The following is a 19,300-nucleotide window of genomic DNA, read 5'->3' as shown; positions in this document are numbered from 1 at the left end:
CTTTCGCCGATTGCCAGAACCCCGAAGAAGCTGTGTTAAAGTCGGCGTCCTTATTTATCGACTCTTCGCGTGATATGACCGACTCCAGTCCTGCCGCAAGCCCCTCGAGCTTGAAAATCTACTTCCGCCTGCTCGGCTATGTTCGGCCGTACATCAGTCTGTTTCTGATCAGCATCGTCGGTTTTCTGATTTTCGCTTCGACCCAGCCGATGCTTGGTTACATTCTCAAGTACTTCGTCGACGGCCTGTCGAACCCGGAAGCCGTGCTGTTCCCGACCGTGCCTTACCTGCGTGACCTGCAACTGCTGCAGGCCGTACCGTTGCTGATCATCCTGATCGCGGCGTGGCAGGGTCTGGGATCTTATCTGGGCAACTATTTTCTGGCCAAGGTTTCCTTAGGCCTGGTGCATGACTTGCGCGTGCAGTTGTTCAATAACCTGCTGGTGCTGCCGAACCGCTACTTCGACAAGCATAACTCCGGTCATCTGATTTCCCGCATCACCTTCAACGTGACCATGGTCACGGGGGCGGCAACGGATGCGATCAAGGTCGTAATCCGTGAAGGCATGACGGTGATCTTCCTGTTCGCCTCCCTGCTGTTCATGAACTGGAAGCTGACGCTGGTGATGGTCGCGATCCTGCCGCTGATCGCCGTGATGGTGCGCACTGCGAGCAAGAAATTCCGCAAACAGAGCAAGAAAATCCAGCTGGCCATGGGCGACGTCACTCACGTGGCGTCGGAAACCATTCAGGGTTATCGCGTGGTGCGCAGCTTCGGCGGCGAAGTCTACGAAGAGAAGCGCTTCCTCAAGGCCAGCCAGAGCAACACCGACAAACAGCTGCGCATGACCCGCACCGGTGCGATCTACACGCCGATGCTGCAACTGGTGATCTACAGCGCCATGGCCGTGCTGATGTTCCTCGTGCTGTACCTGCGCGGTGACGCTTCGGCTGGTGACATGGTCGCCTACATCACCCTGGCGGGCTTGCTGCCGAAGCCGATTCGCCAATTGTCCGAGGTCAGCTCGACCATCCAGAAAGGTGTGGCCGGTGCGGAAAGCATCTTCGAGCAGCTGGATGTTGCGCCTGAAGTCGACACCGGCACGGTCGAGCGCGATGCGGTCACCGGTCGTCTGGACGTGCGCAACCTTAGCTTCACCTACCCGGACACCGAGCGTCAGGTGCTCGACAACATCAGCTTCAGCGTTGAGCCGGGGCAGATGGTTGCGCTGGTTGGTCGCTCCGGCAGCGGCAAGTCGACGCTGGCCAACCTGATTCCGCGCTTCTATCACCACGACAAGGGCGAAATCCTTATCGACGGTGTGGAAGTCGAAAACTACAAACTGCTCAACCTGCGTCGTCATATCGCTCAGGTGACTCAGCACGTAACCCTGTTCAGCGACACCGTGGCCAACAACATCGCCTATGGCGATCTGGCCGGCGCGCCGCGTGAAGACATCGAGAAAGCCGCGCGTGATGCCTACGCGATGGACTTCATCGCGCAACTGCCTGAAGGCCTCGACACTCAGGTTGGCGAGAACGGCGTGCTGCTTTCCGGTGGTCAGCGTCAGCGTCTGGCGATTGCCCGTGCGTTGCTCAAGAACGCGCCGCTGTTGATTCTCGACGAGGCCACCTCGGCCCTCGACACTGAATCGGAACGGCACATTCAGGCGGCTCTGGATCAAGTGATGAAGGGCCGCACCACGCTGGTGATCGCGCACCGTCTGTCGACCATCGAGAAGGCTGACCTGATTCTGGTCATGGATCAGGGCCGCATTGTTGAACGCGGCACCCACGATGAATTGCTGGCGCAGAACGGTTACTACGCGCGTCTGAACGCCATGGGCCTCGATGCCCCGGCTGAAGACATCGCCTGATAATGTTCACGCGGTCCGGTAGGAGCTGCCGCAGGCTGCGATCTTTTGATCTGTTTTCATAGAAGCAAGATCAAAAGATCGCAGCCTTCGGCAGCTCCTACAGGGAAACTGCATTGCAGCTGTGGGACGTTGTTTGTATCCAGACCTTTACCCTTCTTGACCAAACCGGCATAAAACCGGGCACCGCGCTTGTTAAGGTTCCTCAACGAACTCTTACATCTATCGAGGGGGACATCCCCGTCGCGCGGGTACTCTCATGTTGCAACGCTATCTGTGGAAACTGCTGCCCAAACCGCAGCGGGCCTTCCTGCTGGGGCGCTTGTCGGTGGTTGATCGGCAGGTCGTGAACAAGTCGATGTCGGCCAGCGTGGCGTTTCCAAAGGCTTTTCAGCAGCACTCCTGTTTATTCATTCATGTGCCCAAGTGCGCCGGCAGCAGTGTCTGCGAAGCGATGTTCGACGGCTGGCGTCCGGGGCATCTGCCGTTGTACTGGTACGAAGAGCAATTCCCCAGGCAGTTTTCGACCACCTTCAAGTTTGCCTTTGTGCGTGACCCGCTGGAGCGGGCCTACTCGGCGTATGCGTTTCTGCGCGGTAACGAGTTGAGTGGTCGCGATCACTCCGCGCAGCAATTGGTGCGGCAGTTTCGCGACTTCGATGATTTCGTCGCCCGCTGGTTGCACCCCGAAAACATCACGCGACAATTGCACTTCGCCGCGCAAACCGACTTCCTCACCGATTCACTCGGGCATCTGGCGTTGGACTTCATCGGCTATCAGGAGCATCTGCAGCGCGATTTTCACTTGGTCTGCGAACATTTGGGCGTGGCGGGCCGGTTGCCTCACCTCAACAGTTCTCGACAACGCCAGCCCATGCCTGCGCGACAATTCTGCACGGCGCTCACCCGGCAACGGGTACGTGAGGTTTACGCCCGTGACTATGAATTATTGGGCTACGAATAAGGGGCAAGGTGTTTGCAACTGTCGTTCAGCGTGTGGCGGGTGCTGTGCTCAAAAAATGAGCAGAAAACCCACCTGTTTCATCCTGTTGCAGCCTGCGCGCAAGCCGGCGCCAACCCTGTGTTAATATCGCGCCCCTGTTCATTTTGTATGTGGGTTGCTCCATGAAGTTGTCCATGCCGCGATTCGATCAAGCCCCTGTCTTGGTGGTCGGCGATGTCATGCTCGACCGTTACTGGCATGGTGGTACCTCACGGATTTCCCCTGAGGCGCCGGTGCCGGTCGTTAAAGTCGAGCAAATCGAAGACCGTCCGGGCGGCGCTGCCAACGTTGCCTTGAACATTGCCGCGCTGGGTGCGCCGGCGTCGCTGGTCGGTGTGACCGGCGATGACGAAGCTGCCGACAGCCTGAGCAACAGTCTCAAAGGTGCGGGTGTTCGTGCCCTGTTCCAGCGCATCGCGCATCAGCCGACTATCGTCAAACTGCGGGTCATGAGCCGGCACCAGCAATTGCTGCGTATCGACTTTGAAGAACCGTTTGCCACTGATGCATTGGCCTTGGCCTCGCAGGTCGAAGACTTGCTCGAAGGCATCAAGGTGCTGGTGCTGTCGGACTACGGCAAAGGCGCGTTGAAAAACCATCAGGTGCTGATCCAGGCCGCGCGTGCCAAAGGCATTCCGGTGCTGGCCGATCCGAAGGGCAAGGATTTCTCGATCTACCGTGGCGCCAGCCTGATCACGCCGAACCTCAGCGAATTCGAAACCATCGTCGGCGGTTGCGCCGATGAGCACGAGCTGGTGAGCAAGGGCGCGACCCTGATGCACGACCTCGAGCTCGGCGCGCTGCTGGTGACCCGCGGCGAGCACGGCATGACTCTGTTGCGCCCGGATCATCCGGCGCTGCACTTGCCGGCACGTGCCCGTGAAGTGTTCGACGTCACCGGCGCTGGCGATACCGTTATTTCGACGTTGGCGGCAGCGATCGCGGCGGGCGAGGAACTGCCTCACGCGGTGGCCCTGGCCAACCTGGCCGCCGGCATCGTCGTTGGCAAATTGGGTACGGCGGCGATCAGCGCCCCGGAACTGCGTCGCGCAATCCAGCGCGAAGAAGGTTCGGAGCGTGGCGTGCTGGGGCTGGAGCAACTGCTGCTGGCGGTTGACGATGCCCGTGCGCACAACGAGCGGATCGTCTTCACCAATGGCTGCTTCGACATTCTGCATGCCGGCCACGTGACCTATCTGGAACAGGCGCGCGCGCAAGGTGATCGCCTGATCGTGGCGATCAACGATGACGCCTCTGTCAGCCGTCTGAAAGGCCCGGGCCGTCCGATCAATAGCGTCGACCGTCGTATGGCGGTTCTTGCCGGTCTGGGCGCGGTGGACTGGGTGATCAGCTTCCCTGAAGGCACGCCGGAAAACCTGCTGCGCGAGGTCAAGCCGGATGTATTGGTCAAGGGTGGGGATTACGGCATTGATCAGGTGGTTGGCGCGGATATCGTCACCGCTTATGGCGGCACGGTGAAAGTGCTGGGGCTGGTGGAAAACAGCTCGACCACGGCGATTGTGGAAAAAATCCGCGGTCATTAAGGTCAAAAGATCGCAGCCTGCGGCAGCTCCTACATTGGAATGTATTCCCCTGTAGGAGCTGCCGCAGGCTGCGATCTTTTGCTTTCAGGAATTCACTTTCTTGCGCGGTACGATTTTCTTCAGCAATTGCTTGGCCTTGCCGCGTAATCGCGCGAGACCAGTTGTCTTCTCCGGTGGCGTCAGACCTTGTTGACGCAACCAGTCCTTCCAGCGAATCCGCTCATCGCGCACCAGCCAGCCCTCCTGACGGGCAAAGCTTTCCGCCAGATATAAACCGCGAGTACTCGCCGGGTACAGTTGATCCTTTTTCAGGGTGTACAACTCCGGCAACGGCTGACCGTCCTGCAACGGCATCAGGTACAAATCGGGCCGCTTGCGATCCAGCCGCGCCACCAGTTGATCGCCTTCCAGTCGCTCGTCGACATGAAACAGGCTCAAGGATTTGGCTTCCTTGGGCACGTCTAGACGCAGGTCGTAAATCAATTGCAGCGACGCCGTCGGCAAATGCACATAAGCCCGTGGCCGTTCCTGCAATTGCAGATTGGCGCAGCGCACCGGACGCGCTGAACCCGACAGCGGCGACAAACGAAACGGCAACGCTTCACGATAATGCAGGGCAGACGAGTAGGGCGCCGGCAGCCACGTATCGTTGAATCGGCCGCCGAGCCAGCCTTCCGGGGTTTCCAGCAAACACTCTTCAGCAATTTCCTGAATCGCCGTGTGCAGCGGAATATTCAGTTCGTGCGCCGGCACATAACCGGAAATCAGTTTCAGCACCACGTCGCCGCGATCCTGCCGTCGTTGACGCACCAGCACCCAGTAATCGCGATTCTGCCAATGCAGGGTCAGTCGCACCGACACACCGAGGTTGGCCAGTTCCAGCGAAAAACGCTCGGGGTCCGCCACGCTCACCGGTTTGCGCCGTTGCAGGGTCTGGGAAAAATTCAGCGGCATGCCGACGCTCTGATAGGTCAGGCCTTCAGGCGTGGCTTCGACGAACAGTGGCAGGGTTTTGAAGTTGCTCGGGTTCTTTCTGATGAGCGTGCGCGGCATGTCGGCTCCTGCTTAATGCCGCGGGGCGGCGTCAGTGACCACGAAGGACTTGGGCTACGGTCGCAACGTTGTGGGCGAGGTGCAGCGGATTGATCGTTCCGACAATAGCACTGGCTACGCCTGGCTGGGCAAACAACAACTCGAAGCTGGCGCGCACCGGATCGACTCCCGGACTCAGGCAAACGTGACCGCTGGCCAGCGCCTTTTTCACCAGAATGGCTTTGCCGTGGGCAGCAGCATAGTCAATGACTGCTTTCTCGCTCTGTTCGTTCAGATTGTAGGTGACCATCGCGCAGTCCCCATGCTCCAACGCTTTCAAGCCACCCTCGACGGTTTTGCCGGAGAAGCCGAAGCCGCGAATCTTGCCTTCGGCCTTGAGCGCGGCGAGGGTTGCGTAAACTTCTTCGTGCTGAAGGATCGCCATATCGTTGCCGTCGGAATGCACCAGAACCAGATCGATAAAATCGGTTTCAAGACGTTGCAGACTGCGTTCAACCGACATGCGTGTATGCGCAGCGCTGAAGTCGTGGTGCGACAGGCCATCGGCAAATTCTTCACCGACTTTGCTGACAATCACCCAGTCCTGACGCTGATCGCGCAGCAGCGGGCCGAGGCGTTCTTCGCTGCGACCATAAGCGGGGGCAGTGTCGATCAGGTTGATGCCCAGTTCGCGCGCCTGGCGCAGCAACATCCGCGCTTCGTCGTCGCCGGGAATCTGAAAACCGTTGGGGTATTTCACGCCTTGGTCGCGGCCGAGTTTGACCGTGCCCAGACCCAGCGGCGAAACCGTCAGGCCGGTGCTGCCCAATGGGCGGTGGAAGTCGTGCAGGCTCGGAAGGCTCATGGCAGCAGTTGCTCCCAGGCAGGAACGCCCATCGGTGGTTTCGGCAGGGCCGGTAACGGTTCGCTGGCGTGGGGCTGAATGCCGTCGCGCTCAAGTGCAGCGATCACGCGATCAGCGAAGTCCGGCGCCAGCGCCAGTTTGGTCGGCCAGCCGACCAGCAACCGGCCCTGCTCGGCGAGGAAGGCATTATCGGGGCGTGTCAGCCCGGTTTGCAGCGGTTCGGCGCGGTCGACGCGCAGGGTCGTCCATTGCGTGGTGCTGAGGTCGATCCACGGCAGCAGCTGTGCAATTTCTTTTTGTGCAGTGGCGATCTGCTCGGCGGGTTCGCGGTGCACGCCTTCGCTTTCGGCGATGTCGCCGCCCATGTACCAGACCCACTGACCGTCAGCGGCAGGATGGGTGGTCACGGTGATGCGCGGTTTGGTGCCGCCGCCCAGGCAGTGCGCGTACAGCGGCTTCAGGCCCGGGCCTTTGGCGATGATCATGTGCAGCGGTCGACGTTGCATGGCCGGTTGGCTCAGGCCGAGGTCTTCGAGCAATTGCGCGGTGCCGGCGCCAGCGCTGAGCACGATGCGTTGCGCACGAATTTCGCGGCCATCGACTTTCAGGCCAACCAGCACGCCCGCTTCCAGCAGCGGCTCGATGGTTTGTCCGGCGAGCAGACCGTCACCCGCCAGATCGGCGAGACGCTGCACCAGGCTCGGCACATCCACCACCAGTTCGGCGAGGCGGTAGACCTTGCCCTTGAAGCGTTTGTCTTGCAGGGCCGGCGGCAGTTGCTCGCCCTTGACCTGATCAACGCGGCCACGCACGGCTTTACTGGCGAAGAAACTGGTGAGGTTGCCGGCGAGGGTGCCGGGCGACCACAGATAGTGAGCTTCGGAGAGCAGGCGCACGCCGGACAGATCCAGCTCGCCGTCTCCTGCCAGCGCTTCACGCCAGCGGCGCGGCATGTCGGCGATGGCTTCCGAAGCACCGGTCAGCGCACCGTGCAGCGCGTATTTGGCGCCGCCATGGATGATGCCCTGGGACTTCACGGTCTGCCCGCCACCGAGGCTGGCGCTTTCCACCAGCACGGTCGAAAAACCCTGACGGCGCAGACGCGCGTTCAGCCAGAGGCCGGCGACACCAGCGCCGACAATCAGAACGTCGGTGGAAATAACGGATGGCATGCAACGACCTCAGGTGTTCAAGACGAGGGCGCAGTATACAGACTCGGCAAAGCGCGGGATTTGTCGATGATCAATGCGACGAATGCAAAACCTGTAGGAGCCAAGCTTGCTCGCGAAAGCGGTGTGTCTGGGATGAATTTTTTGCCTGACACGACGCCTTCGCGAGCAAGCTCTGCTCCTACAGGGATAGGTGTTTGCCGATTAGTGGCCGGCGGTTTTCGAGAACAGCTGAATGACGACGACGCCCAGCACGATCAGCGCCATCCCGAGCATCGCCGGCACATCCAGTTTCTGCCCATAAATAAACAGCGCCGCGACGCTGACCATCACAATCCCCATCCCCGCCCACACCGCGTAAGCCACGCCGACTGGCACCGTGCGCACCACCAGCGTCAGCATCCAGAACGCGATGCCGTAACCGACGATGACCAACACCAGCGGCAGCGGCGTGCTGAAGCCTTTGACGGCTTTCATCGACACGGTGGCGATCACTTCGGCGCAAATGGCAATGGCCAGGTAGGCGTAGGCGTTCATGGTTCAAATCCTCAAGGTGAAACGTTGCTTTACTGAGCCGGCATTCTAGAGATTCCCCAGATGGGGTAAAGTCATTACCTATCTGTTCTGAAGATGGGTTGGTGAGTCAGCATGCAGTGGAATCTGGATCAGCTTCGGGTGTTTGTCAGCGTCGCCGAGCAGCGCTCGTTTTCCGCCGTGGCGCGGCAGCAGCGCAAGGCGCAGTCGGCGATCAGCAGCGCCATCGCCATGCTCGAAGACGATCTCGGTGTCAGCCTGTTCGAGCGTAGCAGCGGTCGCCAGCCGACCCTCACCGAAGCGGGCGAGGCGTTGCTCGAAGAGGCGCGGGAAGTACTGCGCCAGTGCGAGCGCCTCAACGGCCGGGCGATGGCGATGATGCGCGGTCAGGAAGCGCAGTTGCGCGTGGCGCAGGATGAAGCGATGCCTTATCAGGCATTGGTGGAAAGTTTCGGCGCACTGGCCGAGCAATTCCCCAGCCTCGAAGTGCAACTGACCAGCGCCGCCCAAGGTGAAGTCGCGCGCAAACTGGAAGAGCGTCGCGCCGACCTCGGCCTGCTGTTCTATCACGACGAAATCCCCGAAGCGCTAGAGCGTCGAGTCCTTGGCAGCGTGGAAATGGTCACTGTCTGCGGGATCAATCATCCGTTGGCGACGCAGAGCTACGTCACATGTCAGCAGATGGCGCAGCATCGGCAACTATTGATGTCGACCCAAACCAGTGTCTACCCCGGCAACGAACCGGCCAGCCCGCAGGTGTGGCGCGCCGACAGCTACTACGTGATGGCCGAATGGCTGGTGCGCGATCTCGGCTGGGCGTGGCTGCCACGCCACGTCGTGCAGTACTCGGCCTATCAAGGTTTGATGGTCGAACTCGACAGCGAATGGACACCGCCGGCGCTGGTGGTGGAACTGGTCTGGCGCCGTGACGAGCCGCTCGGCCCGGCGGCGCGTTGGCTGGCGGAGCGTTTTGCCGTGCACTTGCGGGCGATCGGCGACAAAAGTCGATAAACTCCGCCGCCATGAATAGAACTCTCTACACCGCGCTGTTTTACCTGGGGCTGCCATTGGTGGCGATTCGGCTGTGGCTGCGGGCGCGCAAGGCGCCGGCGTATGCCAAGCGGATTGGCGAACGTTTTTCCTATGGGATGCCGAAGCTGCAACCCGGCGGCATCTGGGTGCACGCGGTGTCGGTGGGCGAGAGCATCGCTGCGGCGCCGATGATCCGCGCTCTGCTGCAACGTTATCCACACCTGCCGATCACCGTGACCTGCATGACCCCGACCGGTTCGGAGCGGATTCAAGCGCTGTTCGCCAACGAGCCGCGCATCCAGCACTGCTACCTGCCGTATGACTTGCCGTGTGCGGCGGCGCGGTTTCTTGATCGCGTGCAACCGAAACTCGCGGTGATCATGGAAACCGAGTTGTGGCCCAACCACATTCATCAGTGCGCCAAACGCGGGATTCCGGTGGCGTTGGCCAACGGACGCTTGTCCGAGCGTTCGGCGCGCGGTTATGGGCGGTTCCGCAAACTGACGGCGCCGATGCTCGCCGAGATGAGTTTTTTCGCCATTCAGACGGAGGCAGAAGCGCAGCGCTTTCGTGATTTGGGTGCGCGTTCGGAAACGGTCGAGGTGACGGGCTCGATCAAATTCGACCTGACCATTGACCCCGCGCTGCTGCAACGCGCCGCCGAATTGCGCGGGCAATGGCAGGCGCTGGAGCGTCCGGTGTGGATCGCCGCCAGCACTCACGAAGGCGAGGACGAAGTGGTGCTTGATGCCCATCGTCGTTTGCTGGCCAATCACCCGGACGCGTTGCTGATTCTGGTGCCGCGTCATCCTGAGCGTTTCAACTCGGTGTTCGAGCTGTGTCAGCGTGAGGGTTTCTCCACGGTGCGACGTTCGACCTGGGCCAATGTTGATGCGCAAACGTCGGTGCTGCTTGGCGACACCATGGGCGAATTGCTGTTTCTGTATGCCTTGGCCGACAGTGCGTTTGTTGGCGGCAGCCTGGTGGCTAATGGCGGGCACAATTTGCTGGAGCCCGCAGCCTTGGCGAAACCGGTGCTGAGCGGCCCGCACCTGTTCAACTTCCTCGACATCGCCGCGCAGTTGCGTGAAGCCGGGGCGTTGGCAGAAGTGGAGGATGCCGAAGGGCTGGCGGTGGAAGTGCGGCGCTTGTTCGAGTTGCCGCGTGATGCGCAACGCATGGCCGACGCCGGGCTGGCCGTGATGCGCCGCAATCAGGGCGCGTTGCAGCGGTTGCTGGATGGCTTGGCGCGGCTGATCAAATAAAGCGAAAAGATCGTCCGATCGCGGCCCGAGCCTTCGGCAGCTCCTACAGGGGAATTCATTCCAATGTAGGAGCTGCCGAAGGCTGCGATCTTTTGCTTTTAAGGGCGGGCCTTGAGTTGCTCTTCCGCAGCCTTGGCCAGATCCGGCGGGAGGAAATCCTTGTCCGGGTTGTAGTCGGCTTTCAGATAGCGTCGCAGATCTTCCAGATCACCCGGATTCAACGTCCCCGCCGCCTGCTTCAAGCGCAGGTTGTCGAGGATGTAGTCATACCGCGTGTTGTTGTAGTTGCGCACAGAGGTGTACAGCTGACGCTGCGCATCGAGCACGTCAACGATGTTGCGCGTACCGACCTGATAACCGATTTCCGTGGCTTCCACCGCGCTCTGGTTGGAGATGATCGATTGCTTGCGCGCCTGTACCTGCTCGACGTCGGTGTTCACCGCGCGGTGCAGGTTGCGGGTGTTTTCGACGATCTGCCGACGCAGCGATTCGCGCTGTTGTTCGCTCTGATCCAGCTGCGCATACGACTGACGCACTTGCGAACTGGTCAGCCCGCCGCTGTAAATCGGCACGCTCAGTTGCAGGCCGACGGTGGTCTGTTCAACGTTGCCACCGTAAGGCGCGCCGAACGAGTTCGGGTTGGCGAAACCGAGGGCGTCGTTGTCACCTTTTTCGTATTTGGCCACAGCATCGAGGGTCGGCAAGTGGCCGGCCTTGCGCTGCTTCAATGTCTCTTCCGCCGAGCTGACGGCGTAGTTACTGGCCAGCAAATTGAGGTTCTGGCGCGCCGCCGTATCAACCCACGATTTAGCATCGTTCGGCGCTGGCGGCAGAATCGGCAGCGAGTGAACGATGCCCTGAATCGAGTTGTACTGACGGTTGGTCAGGGTGATCAGCGCTTCAAACGCATCATCGACCTGACGCTGCGCAACGATGCGGTTGGCCCGCGCGGTGTCGTAACTGGCTTGCGATTGCAGGACGTCGGTCTTGTCCGACAGGCCGACATCGAAACGCTCGTTGGACTGGTCGAGCTGGCGCTTGAACGCGGCTTCTTCGGCCTTGGTCGAGGCCAGATTGTCCTGGCTGCGCAGCACGTTGAAATAGCTTTCCGCCGATTGCAGGATCAAGTTCTGCTCGGTTGCCGAGAGTTGCAGTGCGGCTTGCTCGTTGACGTCCTTCGCGGCCTGGTACTGGAACCAGCGATCGGCGCGGAACAACGGTTGGGCGAGGGTCGCTTGGTACGAATGCGCGCTGCGGTTGGCGATGGCTGAAGGCTGATCAATCGAGGTGCGCACGTTGGCCGTTTCGGCACCGCCGGACAGGTTCGGCAGCAAACCTGCGCGGGCCTGTGGCACCACTTCTTTCTGTGCGCCGTACTGGGCGCGGGCGGCGGCCAGATCGGCGTTGTTGTCGACCGCTTCCTGGTAAACGCTGACCAGATCGGTTTTGGTCGACAAGGGCGCTTCTGCTGCCCAGGCCATTGCGTTGGACGCACAAGACACGGCAATAGCCAGTGAGAGTTTGCGCAGCATGAGGCGATCCCTAGCATTAATATTATGGAAATAATGTGCGCGCCAAGGCTACGGCGCGGCCCCTGTAGCGTCAAGGCGCGGCAGGGCAAAGCGAGTGTAGTTGCGCAATCGGTTCACAACAATCGGCCAAGCCCCTGTATTTGCGCCATTCATCATGGTGTTTGCCGCGGTGTTGGCGTTCTTTGCCAGTTGTGTCTAGACTGGCCGGGTTCTTGTCGGGGTGCCTTGCTATGAGGCTGAGATCGAATAATTTCGGATCCCGTTGAACCTGATCAGGTTAGCGCCTGCGTAGGGAACAAGATTTCTCGTCACCCGGCGAGTCCTCTTGTGCTTCGTCCGGGAAATTGTTCGACAATCGAACGCTCGACGACGATGCACAGCACCAGTCCTGGTGCGTCCGTGCCTTTCAGGTTCTGCTCCGACAATCCACTGCCTGGATGCTGTCTGGAGAGCCCGTGATGACTACAAAATCAAAAAACGCGATCAACCTGAGTGACTCGGCCAAGGTCGACGAGCAATCGGTCAAGCCGTTCACCCGTTCGCAAAAAGTCTACGTTCAGGGCTCCCGCCCGGACATCCGCGTGCCGATGCGCGAAATCAGCCTCGACGTGACGCCGACCGATTTCGGCGGTGAAATCAACGCGCCGGTCACCGTTTACGACACCTCAGGCCCGTACACCGATCCGAACGTGGTGATCGATGTGCGCAAAGGTCTGGGCGATGTGCGTTCGGCGTGGATCGACGACCGTGGCGACACCGAGCGCCTGCCAGGCTTGAGTTCGAACTTCGGCCAACAACGTCTGGCCGATGCCGAACTGACCAAACTGCGTTTCGCCCACGTCAACAACCCGCGCCGCGCCAAGGCCGGGGCCAACGTCAGCCAGATGCACTACGCCCGTAAAGGCATCATCACCGCCGAGATGGAATACGTCGCCATCCGCGAAAACATGAAACTGCAAGAGGCCCGCGCTGCCGGCCTGTTGACGCAACAACACGCCGGGCACAGCTTCGGCGCGAGCATCCCGAAAGAAATCACCGCCGAATTCGTCCGCGAAGAAATCGCCCGTGGCCGCGCAATCATTCCGGCCAACATCAACCACGTCGAACTGGAACCGATGATCATCGGCCGTAACTTCCTGGTGAAGATCAACGGCAACATCGGCAACAGCGCGCTGGGTTCTTCGATCGAAGAAGAAGTGGCGAAACTGACCTGGGGCATTCGCTGGGGTTCGGACACCGTGATGGACTTGTCCACCGGTAAACACATTCACGAAACCCGCGAGTGGATCATCCGCAACTCGCCAGTGCCGATCGGCACCGTGCCGATTTATCAGGCGCTGGAAAAAGTCAATGGCGTCGCCGAAGACCTGACCTGGGAGCTGTTCCGCGACACGCTGATCGAGCAGGCCGAGCAGGGCGTCGACTATTTCACCATCCACGCCGGCGTACTGCTGCGCTACGTGCCGCTGACCGCCAAGCGCGTGACCGGCATCGTCTCCCGTGGCGGTTCGATCATGGCCAAGTGGTGCCTGGCGCACCATAAAGAGAACTTCCTCTACACCCACTTCGACGAAATCTGCGAAATCATGAAGGCCTACGACGTCAGCTTCTCGCTGGGCGATGGCCTGCGTCCGGGCTCGATTGCCGACGCCAACGACGAAGCGCAATTCGGCGAACTGGAGACCTTGGGCGAGCTGACCAAGATCGCCTGGAAACACGACGTGCAGTGCATGATCGAAGGCCCGGGCCACGTGCCGATGCAGTTGATCAAAGAGAACATGGACAAGCAGCTGGAGTGCTGCGACGAGGCGCCGTTCTACACCCTCGGCCCGCTGACCACCGACATCGCGCCGGGCTATGACCACATCACCTCCGGTATCGGTGCGGCGATGATCGGCTGGTTCGGTTGCGCGATGCTTTGCTACGTGACGCCGAAGGAACACTTGGGCCTGCCGAACAAGGATGACGTGAAGACCGGGATCATCACTTACAAGATCGCGGCGCATGCGGCGGACTTGGCCAAAGGGCATCCGGGCGCACAGATTCGCGACAACGCCTTGAGCAAGGCGCGTTTCGAATTCCGTTGGGAAGACCAGTTCAACCTCGGCCTCGATCCGGACACCGCGCGTTCGTATCACGATGAAACCCTGCCGAAGGATTCGGCGAAGGTCGCGCACTTCTGTTCGATGTGCGGGCCGAAATTCTGCTCGATGAAGATCACCCAGGAAGTCCGCGAATACGCGGCCAACCAGCGGATCGAAGCGGTCGACGTGGACGTCGCCCAAGGCCTGGCGGAACAGGCCGAGCGGTTCAAGAAGGAAGGCAGTCAGCTTTATAAAAAAGTGTAAGCGGCAAGCTGCAAGCTGCAAGATAAAAGCAGATGCGAAACCTGCTTTTTCTTGCAGCTTGTGGCTTGCAACTTGTAGCTATCACTCCTGTGAGATCAGCACCCTTGAGCATTCAACCCAGCACTTATTCTCCCGACCTCGCCGTACCCGCCGACAAGCGTGTATTCGGTGGTCGCGATCTTTTTTCCCTGTGGTTCTCCCTCGGCATAGGCCTGATGGTTTTGCAGACCGGCGCATTGCTCGCGCCAGGTTTGGGCCTGTCCGGTTCGCTGTTGGCGATTTTCCTTGGCACGCTGGTCGGTGTGCTGTTGCTGGCCGCCGTTGGCGTGATCGGCAGTGACACCGGCCTGTCGTCGATGGCCGCGCTGAAGCTCAGCCTCGGCAGCAAAGGCGCGAGCCTGCCGGCGCTGCTCAATTTGCTGCAACTGATCGGTTGGGGTTCGTTCGAAATCATCGTCATGCGCGACGCCGCCAGCCTGCTCGGCACCCGCGCGTTCAGCGAAGGTTCGCTGTGGTCGAACCCGGTGTTGTGGACGCTGTTTTTCGGCGCGCTGGCAACCTTGCTAGCGGTCAGTGGCCCGTTGACCTTCGTGCGGAAGATCCTGCGCAAGTGGGGCATTTGGCTGTTGCTCGCCGCGTGCATCTGGCTGACCTGGAACCTGTTCGCCAAAGCCGATCTGGCCGCTCTGTGGTCGCGCGCCGGTGACGGTTCGATGCCATTCGCCGTGGGCTTCGACATTGCCATCGCGATGCCGCTGTCGTGGCTGCCGCTGATCGCCGATTACTCGCGTTTCGGCAAGCGTGCGAAGAATGTGTTCGGTGGCACTGCGGTCGGTTTCTTCATCGGTAACTTCTGGCTGATGAGCCTTGGCGTCGCCTACACCCTGGCCTTCGCGCCGAGCGGTGAAGTCAACGCGCTGCTGTTGGCATTGGCTGGCGCCGGTCTGGGCATTCCGCTGTTGCTGATTCTGTTGGACGAGTCGGAAAACGCCTTCGCCGATATTCACTCGGCAGCGGTGTCCAGCGGGATTCTGTTGCGCCTGAAAGTCGAGCATCTGGCCTTGGCCATCGGCGTGATCTGCACGCTGATCGCCCTGCTGGCGCCGTTGGCGCAGTATCAGAATTTCCTGCTGCTGATCGGTTCGGTGTTTGCGCCGCTGTTCGGCGTGGTGCTGGTGGATCACTTCATTCTGCGTAAGCGCAGCGCTCAAGTCGCATCAGCCGCATTGCGCTGGCCGGCGTTGTTGGCGTGGCTGGGTGGCGTGAGCACCTATCACTTGCTGGCGAATCTGTATCCGGATGTCGGCGCAACCCTGCCGGCGCTGGTGCTGGCAGGGCTGTTGCAGCTAGTGCTGGGTCGGGCCTTCAGTTACGGCCGGGAAACAGCTCAGGCTTGAGAATGCCGTTCAGACGCGGATAAGGAATCTTCAGTTCGACGTGGCCCAGTGCGTAAGGCGCAATGGTGGTCACGTCGTACTTGAGGATCACGCCGCCATAGGTCAGCGCCACGTTCTGGGTTTTCACGAACGGCCAGTTCTTCACGAACTCCGCTTCCTGATCGAGCTTAGTGCTGATCAACCAGCTGTTGTGCGCAACCTGCGCCGCTTTCCAGAATGCGTCTTCCTGACCCGGCAGCAACATGTCGGACAGGTTCAGCACCTTGTGCTGCTGGCGCGAATAGTTGATGAAACCGCGACCCGGATTGCCATGCGCGCCGCCGGTGTCGAGGTAGCTCGACAACTCGATGATCACCAAGCCGTCATGCTGCTCACGTACTTTCGCTTGCAGGTAGCTGCTGTTGCGCGGGCCGGCACTGGCCAGAAACTGATCGCGATAAGCCGCCAGGGTCGGCGCTACCGGGGCATTTTTCTCGGTGCGGGTCATTTGCAGCAGACGTTTTTCGATGATGCCGTCCAGTGCAGGTTCTGCCGGGAAGCGCAGGGTGTCGATGTTCACCAGCGGACAATCCGGGTTGGAACAGCCAGGTTTCAACTGTTCAGATGCGTCGCGAGTGGTCTCCAGCGGCGTGCGGTAGTTGGGCTGGAACAGGCTCGCGCAGGCGCCCAGAGTCAGGGCGATGGCGGCCACGGAGGCAATTTTGAAAAGCGACATAGGCGTCCTTTCGAAAACAAGGGAAGGCAAAAAGTTACCGCTTCGACTCTCAACGAGGCAGTCAGTTCGCCACTAAGCTAATTAGAGTGGGTTTCGCCTCCACCGTCCATCCCGCTGACGGTAAAGGGGCTGCATCAAACCGTTCGGGCGCGTTAGGATGGCGCGAAGTCGAGGTTGCCAATCAAGCAACGCAGCCTCGTAATGGAATTGCAGTAAAGAGGATGCTCATGACTGATTTTGCCAACGCCATTCCGACCGCCGTCGATATCGTGCGGCGCGAAAAATGCTACGAGGGCTTTTACAAGCTCGACCGCGTGCACCTGCGCCATGAATTGTTCGCCGGTGGCATGAGCCGCGAAATCAACCGTGAAATCTTCGTCCGCCACGATGCCGTGTGCATGCTGCCGTACGATCCGCAGCGCGACGAAGTGGTGCTGATCGAGCAGTTTCGCATCGGCGCCATGGGCAAGACCGACAACCCGTGGCTGGTCGAACTGGTCGCTGGTCTGATCGACAAGGATGAGCAACCGGAAGAAGTTGCTCACCGCGAGGCGCAGGAGGAAGCTGGGCTGGACATCAAGGCCCTGTGGCCGATGACCAAATATTTCCCGTCGCCGGGCGGCAGCAACGAGTTCGTGCATTTGTACTTGGGGCGTTGCAGCACCGAAGGCGCAGGCGGCCTGCATGGCCTGGAAGAAGAGGCAGAAGATATCCGCGTCACGGTCTGGGCCTTTGAAGATGCCTTGCAGGCCGTCCGTGACGGACGCATTGCCAACGCGGCGAGCATTATCGCCTTGCAGTGGCTGGCGCTGAACCGCGCCGAAGTGAGGGGGCTATGGTTGTAAACAAGTTGCGCGATCGTTATCGAGTCGACCTCGCGGGGCTGCAAGCCGCCTGCGAGGCCAACTACGCGCGCCTGATGCGACTGGTGCCGGACATGCGCAACGAGCCCGAGGCGCGGCGCATCGCCGTGACCCAGGGCGAGCAGATGCTCGGCGTGCTGGCCCTCGAAGTGCTGCAAACCTGCCCGTACACCACCACTTTGCAAGTGCGTCAGGAGCACAGCCTGCCGTGGCTGCCGGTGCCGCAACTAGAAGTGCAGGTCTATCACGACGCGCGCATGGCCGAAGTGGTCAGCGCCGAACATGCACGACGCTTTCGCGGCATCTATCCTTACCCGAACGCCGCGATGCATCAGCCGGATGAAAAGGCTCAGCTCAATCTGTTCCTGGGGGAATGGTTGAGTCATTGCCTGGCGCTGGGGCACGAGTACGAAGTCGTACGCTAGTTGTGAACTGCGTCCGGTTCACCGCTTTCCTCTTTTACTGATCCCCCAGCATAATTGCGGCACTTGATCGATTCCGTGCTTTTGCCTTGGGAGAACGCCTTGCCGAGCGTATCCACGTTGACCCCCGCCGATTCGGCGCTGCTGGTGCAGTTGTCCGACAGCCATCTGTTCGCCGAGGCGGACGGTTCGCTGCTGGGCATGAACACCCGCGAGAGCCTGCAAAAGGTCATCGAACTGGTACTTGGGCAACAGCCGCAGATCGACCTGATTCTGGCCACTGGCGATATTTCCCAGGACGGCACGCTGGAGTCGTATCAACAGTTTCGCAAGATGAGCGCGCAGATCGATGCGCCGGCGCGCTGGATACCCGGTAATCACGATGAGCCGCAAATCATGGCGGTTGCCGCCGTGCAAAGCGCATTGCTGGAACCGATTGTGGATATCGGCAACTGGCGGGTGACGATGCTGGATTCGGCGGTGCCGGGTTCGGTTCCGGGGTATTTGCAGGACGATCAATTGCAGCTGCTGGCCCGTTCGCTGAGCGAAGCGCCGGAGCGGCATCATCTGGTGTGCTTTCACCATCATCCGGTTCCGATTGGCTGCGCGTGGATGGAGCCAATTGGTTTGCGCAATCCTGAAGCGTTTTTCGAGGTGCTGGATCGTTTTCCACAGGCCCGCGCGGTGTTGTGGGGGCATGTGCATCAGGAGATCGATCGCGAGCGTAATGGTGTGCGGTTGATGGCTTCGCCGTCGACGTGCATTCAGTTTGAGCCGGGCAGTGAGGACTTCAAGGTGGGGGAGCAGGCGCCGGGGTATCGCTGGTTACGGCTGTTGCCGGATGGGCGGCTGGAAACTGGCGTGGAACGCGTCATCAATTTCGCCTTCACCGTCGACTACGGCTCCAACGGCTATTGATAATCCCTGTAGGAGCTGCCGCAGGCTGCGATCTTTTGATCTTAAAAACAGAATCAAAAGATCGCAGCCTTCGGCAGCTCCTACAGGATGCAGCCAGGCATCATTTGGATGGCCCATCCTGCCGTGACTCCCTGTAAACTCCGCTATCTTTCGCCGACACTCAGGGAGCTCAAATGTCCGGTTCGATCCTCTATATCCACGGTTTCAACAGCGCCCCGGCCTCGAAAAAGGCCTGTCAGCTGGTAACGGTGATGGAGCAACTGGGTTTGAGCGACAAACTGCGTGTCCCGGCCCTGCATCACCATCCGCGCGAAGCCATCGGTCAGCTGGAGCAGGCAATCGCTGAACTGGGCAGCCCATTGCTGGTGGGAAGCTCCCTCGGCGGCTACTATGCGACTCACCTGGCCGAGCGCCATGGCCTGAAAGCCTTGCTGGTCAACCCGGCGGTCAGCCCGCACCGGATGTTCGACGGCTATCTGGGCACGCAGAAAAACCTGTATACCGATGAAACCTGGGAATTGACCCACGACCATGTAACGGCCCTGGCCGAGCTGGAAGTGCCAGCACCTGTGGACGCCCAGCGCTATCAGGTATGGTTGCAGACCGGCGATGAAACACTGGATTATCGCCTCGCCCAGCAGTATTACCGCGCCTGTGCCTTGCGCATTCAGGCCGGCGGCGACCACAGTTTCCAAGGCTTTGCCGGTCAATTGCCGGCGTTGCTGAGTTTTGCCGGCATTGGTGCCGATGTGTACCAGGCAATCGATTTCACCACACTGTGAAGTCT

The 19,300-nt window shown here is 60.3% G+C and carries 17 protein-coding genes and 1 riboswitch; of the genes, 11 read left to right on the top strand and 6 right to left on the bottom strand.

Annotated features, from left to right (window positions below):
• Nucleotides 1-74 precede the first annotated feature (74 nt).
• The 3 genes from msbA (at nt 75) to hldE (ending at nt 4,421) form a co-directional block, all read left to right on the top strand.
• The gene (gene msbA, locus ACP3TY_RS22980) at nt 75-1,877 is read left to right on the top strand and encodes a lipid A export permease/ATP-binding protein MsbA (protein WP_159811690.1); all 1,803 of its coding nucleotides are present in this window, start codon (nt 75-77) and stop codon (nt 1,875-1,877) included.
• Between the two features lie 256 nt (nt 1,878-2,133).
• Entirely contained in the window at nt 2,134-2,838 is a 705-nt protein-coding gene (locus tag ACP3TY_RS22975) for a sulfotransferase family 2 domain-containing protein (RefSeq protein WP_426618553.1), read from the top strand.
• Nucleotides 2,839-2,999: 161 nt separating this feature from the next.
• A complete protein-coding gene (gene hldE, locus ACP3TY_RS22970; RefSeq protein ID WP_159811693.1) occupies nt 3,000-4,421 on the top strand; it encodes a bifunctional D-glycero-beta-D-manno-heptose-7-phosphate kinase/D-glycero-beta-D-manno-heptose 1-phosphate adenylyltransferase HldE in 1,422 nt (473 codons plus the stop codon).
• An 84-nt stretch (nt 4,422-4,505) separates the two neighbouring features.
• Here hldE and ACP3TY_RS22965 read toward each other — a convergent pair whose 3' ends face one another.
• The 4 genes from ACP3TY_RS22965 to ACP3TY_RS22950 form a co-directional block, all read right to left on the bottom strand.
• Nucleotides 4,506-5,474, bottom strand: a complete 969-nt coding sequence (locus ACP3TY_RS22965; protein WP_426618552.1) for a metal ABC transporter ATPase — start codon at nt 5,472-5,474, stop codon at nt 4,506-4,508.
• 31 nt (nt 5,475-5,505) lie between these two features.
• Complete coding sequence (locus ACP3TY_RS22960) at nt 5,506-6,318, bottom strand: aldo/keto reductase (protein ID WP_426618551.1); 813 nt, start codon at nt 6,316-6,318, stop codon at nt 5,506-5,508.
• Nucleotides 6,315-7,490: an NAD(P)/FAD-dependent oxidoreductase gene (locus ACP3TY_RS22955; protein ID WP_426618550.1), complete on the bottom strand. Its 1,176-nt coding sequence runs from the start codon at nt 7,488-7,490 to the stop codon at nt 6,315-6,317. The genes ACP3TY_RS22960 and ACP3TY_RS22955 overlap by 4 nt, the downstream gene beginning before the upstream one ends.
• A 201-nt stretch (nt 7,491-7,691) precedes the next feature.
• Nucleotides 7,692-8,024, bottom strand: coding sequence for a DMT family transporter (locus ACP3TY_RS22950; RefSeq protein WP_053116736.1), 333 nt, complete (start codon nt 8,022-8,024; stop codon nt 7,692-7,694).
• A 111-nt stretch (nt 8,025-8,135) separates the two neighbouring features.
• On the opposite strand from ACP3TY_RS22950, the gene ACP3TY_RS22945 reads away from it, so the two are divergent.
• Complete coding sequence (locus ACP3TY_RS22945; protein ID WP_053116737.1) at nt 8,136-9,032, top strand: LysR family transcriptional regulator; 897 nt, start codon at nt 8,136-8,138, stop codon at nt 9,030-9,032.
• An 11-nt stretch (nt 9,033-9,043) separates the two neighbouring features.
• A complete protein-coding gene (waaA, locus tag ACP3TY_RS22940; protein ID WP_426618549.1) occupies nt 9,044-10,318 on the top strand; it encodes a lipid IV(A) 3-deoxy-D-manno-octulosonic acid transferase in 1,275 nt (424 codons plus the stop codon).
• A gap of 98 nt (nt 10,319-10,416) precedes the next feature.
• On the opposite strand, the gene ACP3TY_RS22935 is transcribed toward waaA, so the two are convergent.
• Nucleotides 10,417-11,850: a TolC family outer membrane protein gene (locus ACP3TY_RS22935; RefSeq protein WP_053116739.1), complete on the bottom strand. Its 1,434-nt coding sequence runs from the start codon at nt 11,848-11,850 to the stop codon at nt 10,417-10,419.
• Nucleotides 11,851-12,056: 206 nt separating this feature from the next.
• A riboswitch (TPP riboswitch) is annotated at nt 12,057-12,162 on the top strand.
• Between the two features lie 146 nt (nt 12,163-12,308).
• Between ACP3TY_RS22935 and thiC the strand changes: the two genes are divergently transcribed.
• Entirely contained in the window at nt 12,309-14,198 is a 1,890-nt protein-coding gene (gene thiC / locus ACP3TY_RS22930) for a phosphomethylpyrimidine synthase ThiC (RefSeq protein WP_053116740.1), read from the top strand.
• 104 nt (nt 14,199-14,302) lie between these two features.
• Nucleotides 14,303-15,595: a putative hydroxymethylpyrimidine transporter CytX gene (cytX, locus tag ACP3TY_RS22925; protein ID WP_426618548.1), complete on the top strand. Its 1,293-nt coding sequence runs from the start codon at nt 14,303-14,305 to the stop codon at nt 15,593-15,595.
• Here cytX and ACP3TY_RS22920 read toward each other — a convergent pair.
• On the bottom strand, nt 15,564-16,310 hold the full coding sequence (locus tag ACP3TY_RS22920) for an RsiV family protein (protein ID WP_053116742.1): 747 nt from the start codon (nt 16,308-16,310) through the stop codon (nt 15,564-15,566). The two genes, cytX and ACP3TY_RS22920, sit on opposite strands and share 32 nt — an antisense overlap.
• Nucleotides 16,311-16,537: 227 nt before the next feature.
• Between ACP3TY_RS22920 and ACP3TY_RS22915 the strand changes: the two genes are divergently transcribed.
• The 4 genes from ACP3TY_RS22915 (at nt 16,538) to ACP3TY_RS22900 (ending at nt 19,295) form a co-directional block, all read left to right on the top strand.
• A complete protein-coding gene (locus ACP3TY_RS22915; RefSeq protein WP_053116743.1) occupies nt 16,538-17,155 on the top strand; it encodes an NUDIX domain-containing protein in 618 nt (205 codons plus the stop codon).
• Complete coding sequence (locus tag ACP3TY_RS22910; protein ID WP_064117171.1) at nt 17,146-17,598, top strand: DUF1249 domain-containing protein; 453 nt, start codon at nt 17,146-17,148, stop codon at nt 17,596-17,598. Before ACP3TY_RS22915 ends, ACP3TY_RS22910 begins: the two co-directional genes overlap by 10 nt.
• Before the next feature lie 99 nt (nt 17,599-17,697).
• Nucleotides 17,698-18,513 carry a 3',5'-cyclic-AMP phosphodiesterase gene (cpdA, locus tag ACP3TY_RS22905; protein ID WP_426618547.1) on the top strand — a complete coding sequence of 272 codons (816 nt, stop codon included), beginning with the start codon at nt 17,698-17,700 and terminating at the stop codon, nt 18,511-18,513.
• Between the two features lie 173 nt (nt 18,514-18,686).
• Nucleotides 18,687-19,295 (top strand): YqiA/YcfP family alpha/beta fold hydrolase, encoded by a 609-nt coding sequence (locus ACP3TY_RS22900; RefSeq protein ID WP_426618546.1) that lies wholly within the window; start codon nt 18,687-18,689, stop codon nt 19,293-19,295.
• Nucleotides 19,296-19,300 lie beyond the last annotated feature (5 nt).

Source organism: Pseudomonas rustica, assembly GCF_049959085.1.
Taxonomy (GTDB): Bacteria; Pseudomonadota; Gammaproteobacteria; order Pseudomonadales; family Pseudomonadaceae; genus Aquipseudomonas; species Aquipseudomonas rustica.
This window is presented reverse-complemented; position numbering and strand designations above follow the sequence as displayed.

Bases quoted from the DNA above. Each gene is read 5' to 3' on its own strand.
- msbA (WP_159811690.1), top strand. From the start codon at position 75: ATGACCGACTCCAGTCCTGCCGCAAGCCCCTCGAGCTTGAAAATCTAC.
- ACP3TY_RS22975 (WP_426618553.1), top strand. From the start codon at position 2,134: ATGTTGCAACGCTATCTGTGGAAACTGCTGCCCAAACCGCAGCGGGCC.
- hldE (WP_159811693.1), top strand. From the start codon at position 3,000: ATGAAGTTGTCCATGCCGCGATTCGATCAAGCCCCTGTCTTGGTGGTC.
- ACP3TY_RS22965 (WP_426618552.1), bottom strand. From the start codon at position 5,474: ATGCCGCGCACGCTCATCAGAAAGAACCCGAGCAACTTCAAAACCCTG.
- ACP3TY_RS22960 (WP_426618551.1), bottom strand. From the start codon at position 6,318: ATGAGCCTTCCGAGCCTGCACGACTTCCACCGCCCATTGGGCAGCACC.
- ACP3TY_RS22955 (WP_426618550.1), bottom strand. From the start codon at position 7,490: ATGCCATCCGTTATTTCCACCGACGTTCTGATTGTCGGCGCTGGTGTC.
- ACP3TY_RS22950 (WP_053116736.1), bottom strand. From the start codon at position 8,024: ATGAACGCCTACGCCTACCTGGCCATTGCCATTTGCGCCGAAGTGATC.
- ACP3TY_RS22945 (WP_053116737.1), top strand. From the start codon at position 8,136: ATGCAGTGGAATCTGGATCAGCTTCGGGTGTTTGTCAGCGTCGCCGAG.
- waaA (WP_426618549.1), top strand. From the start codon at position 9,044: ATGAATAGAACTCTCTACACCGCGCTGTTTTACCTGGGGCTGCCATTG.
- ACP3TY_RS22935 (WP_053116739.1), bottom strand. From the start codon at position 11,850: ATGCTGCGCAAACTCTCACTGGCTATTGCCGTGTCTTGTGCGTCCAAC.
- thiC (WP_053116740.1), top strand. From the start codon at position 12,309: ATGACTACAAAATCAAAAAACGCGATCAACCTGAGTGACTCGGCCAAG.
- ACP3TY_RS22920 (WP_053116742.1), bottom strand. From the start codon at position 16,310: ATGTCGCTTTTCAAAATTGCCTCCGTGGCCGCCATCGCCCTGACTCTG.
- ACP3TY_RS22915 (WP_053116743.1), top strand. From the start codon at position 16,538: ATGACTGATTTTGCCAACGCCATTCCGACCGCCGTCGATATCGTGCGG.
- ACP3TY_RS22910 (WP_064117171.1), top strand. From the start codon at position 17,146: ATGGTTGTAAACAAGTTGCGCGATCGTTATCGAGTCGACCTCGCGGGG.
- ACP3TY_RS22900 (WP_426618546.1), top strand. From the start codon at position 18,687: ATGTCCGGTTCGATCCTCTATATCCACGGTTTCAACAGCGCCCCGGCC.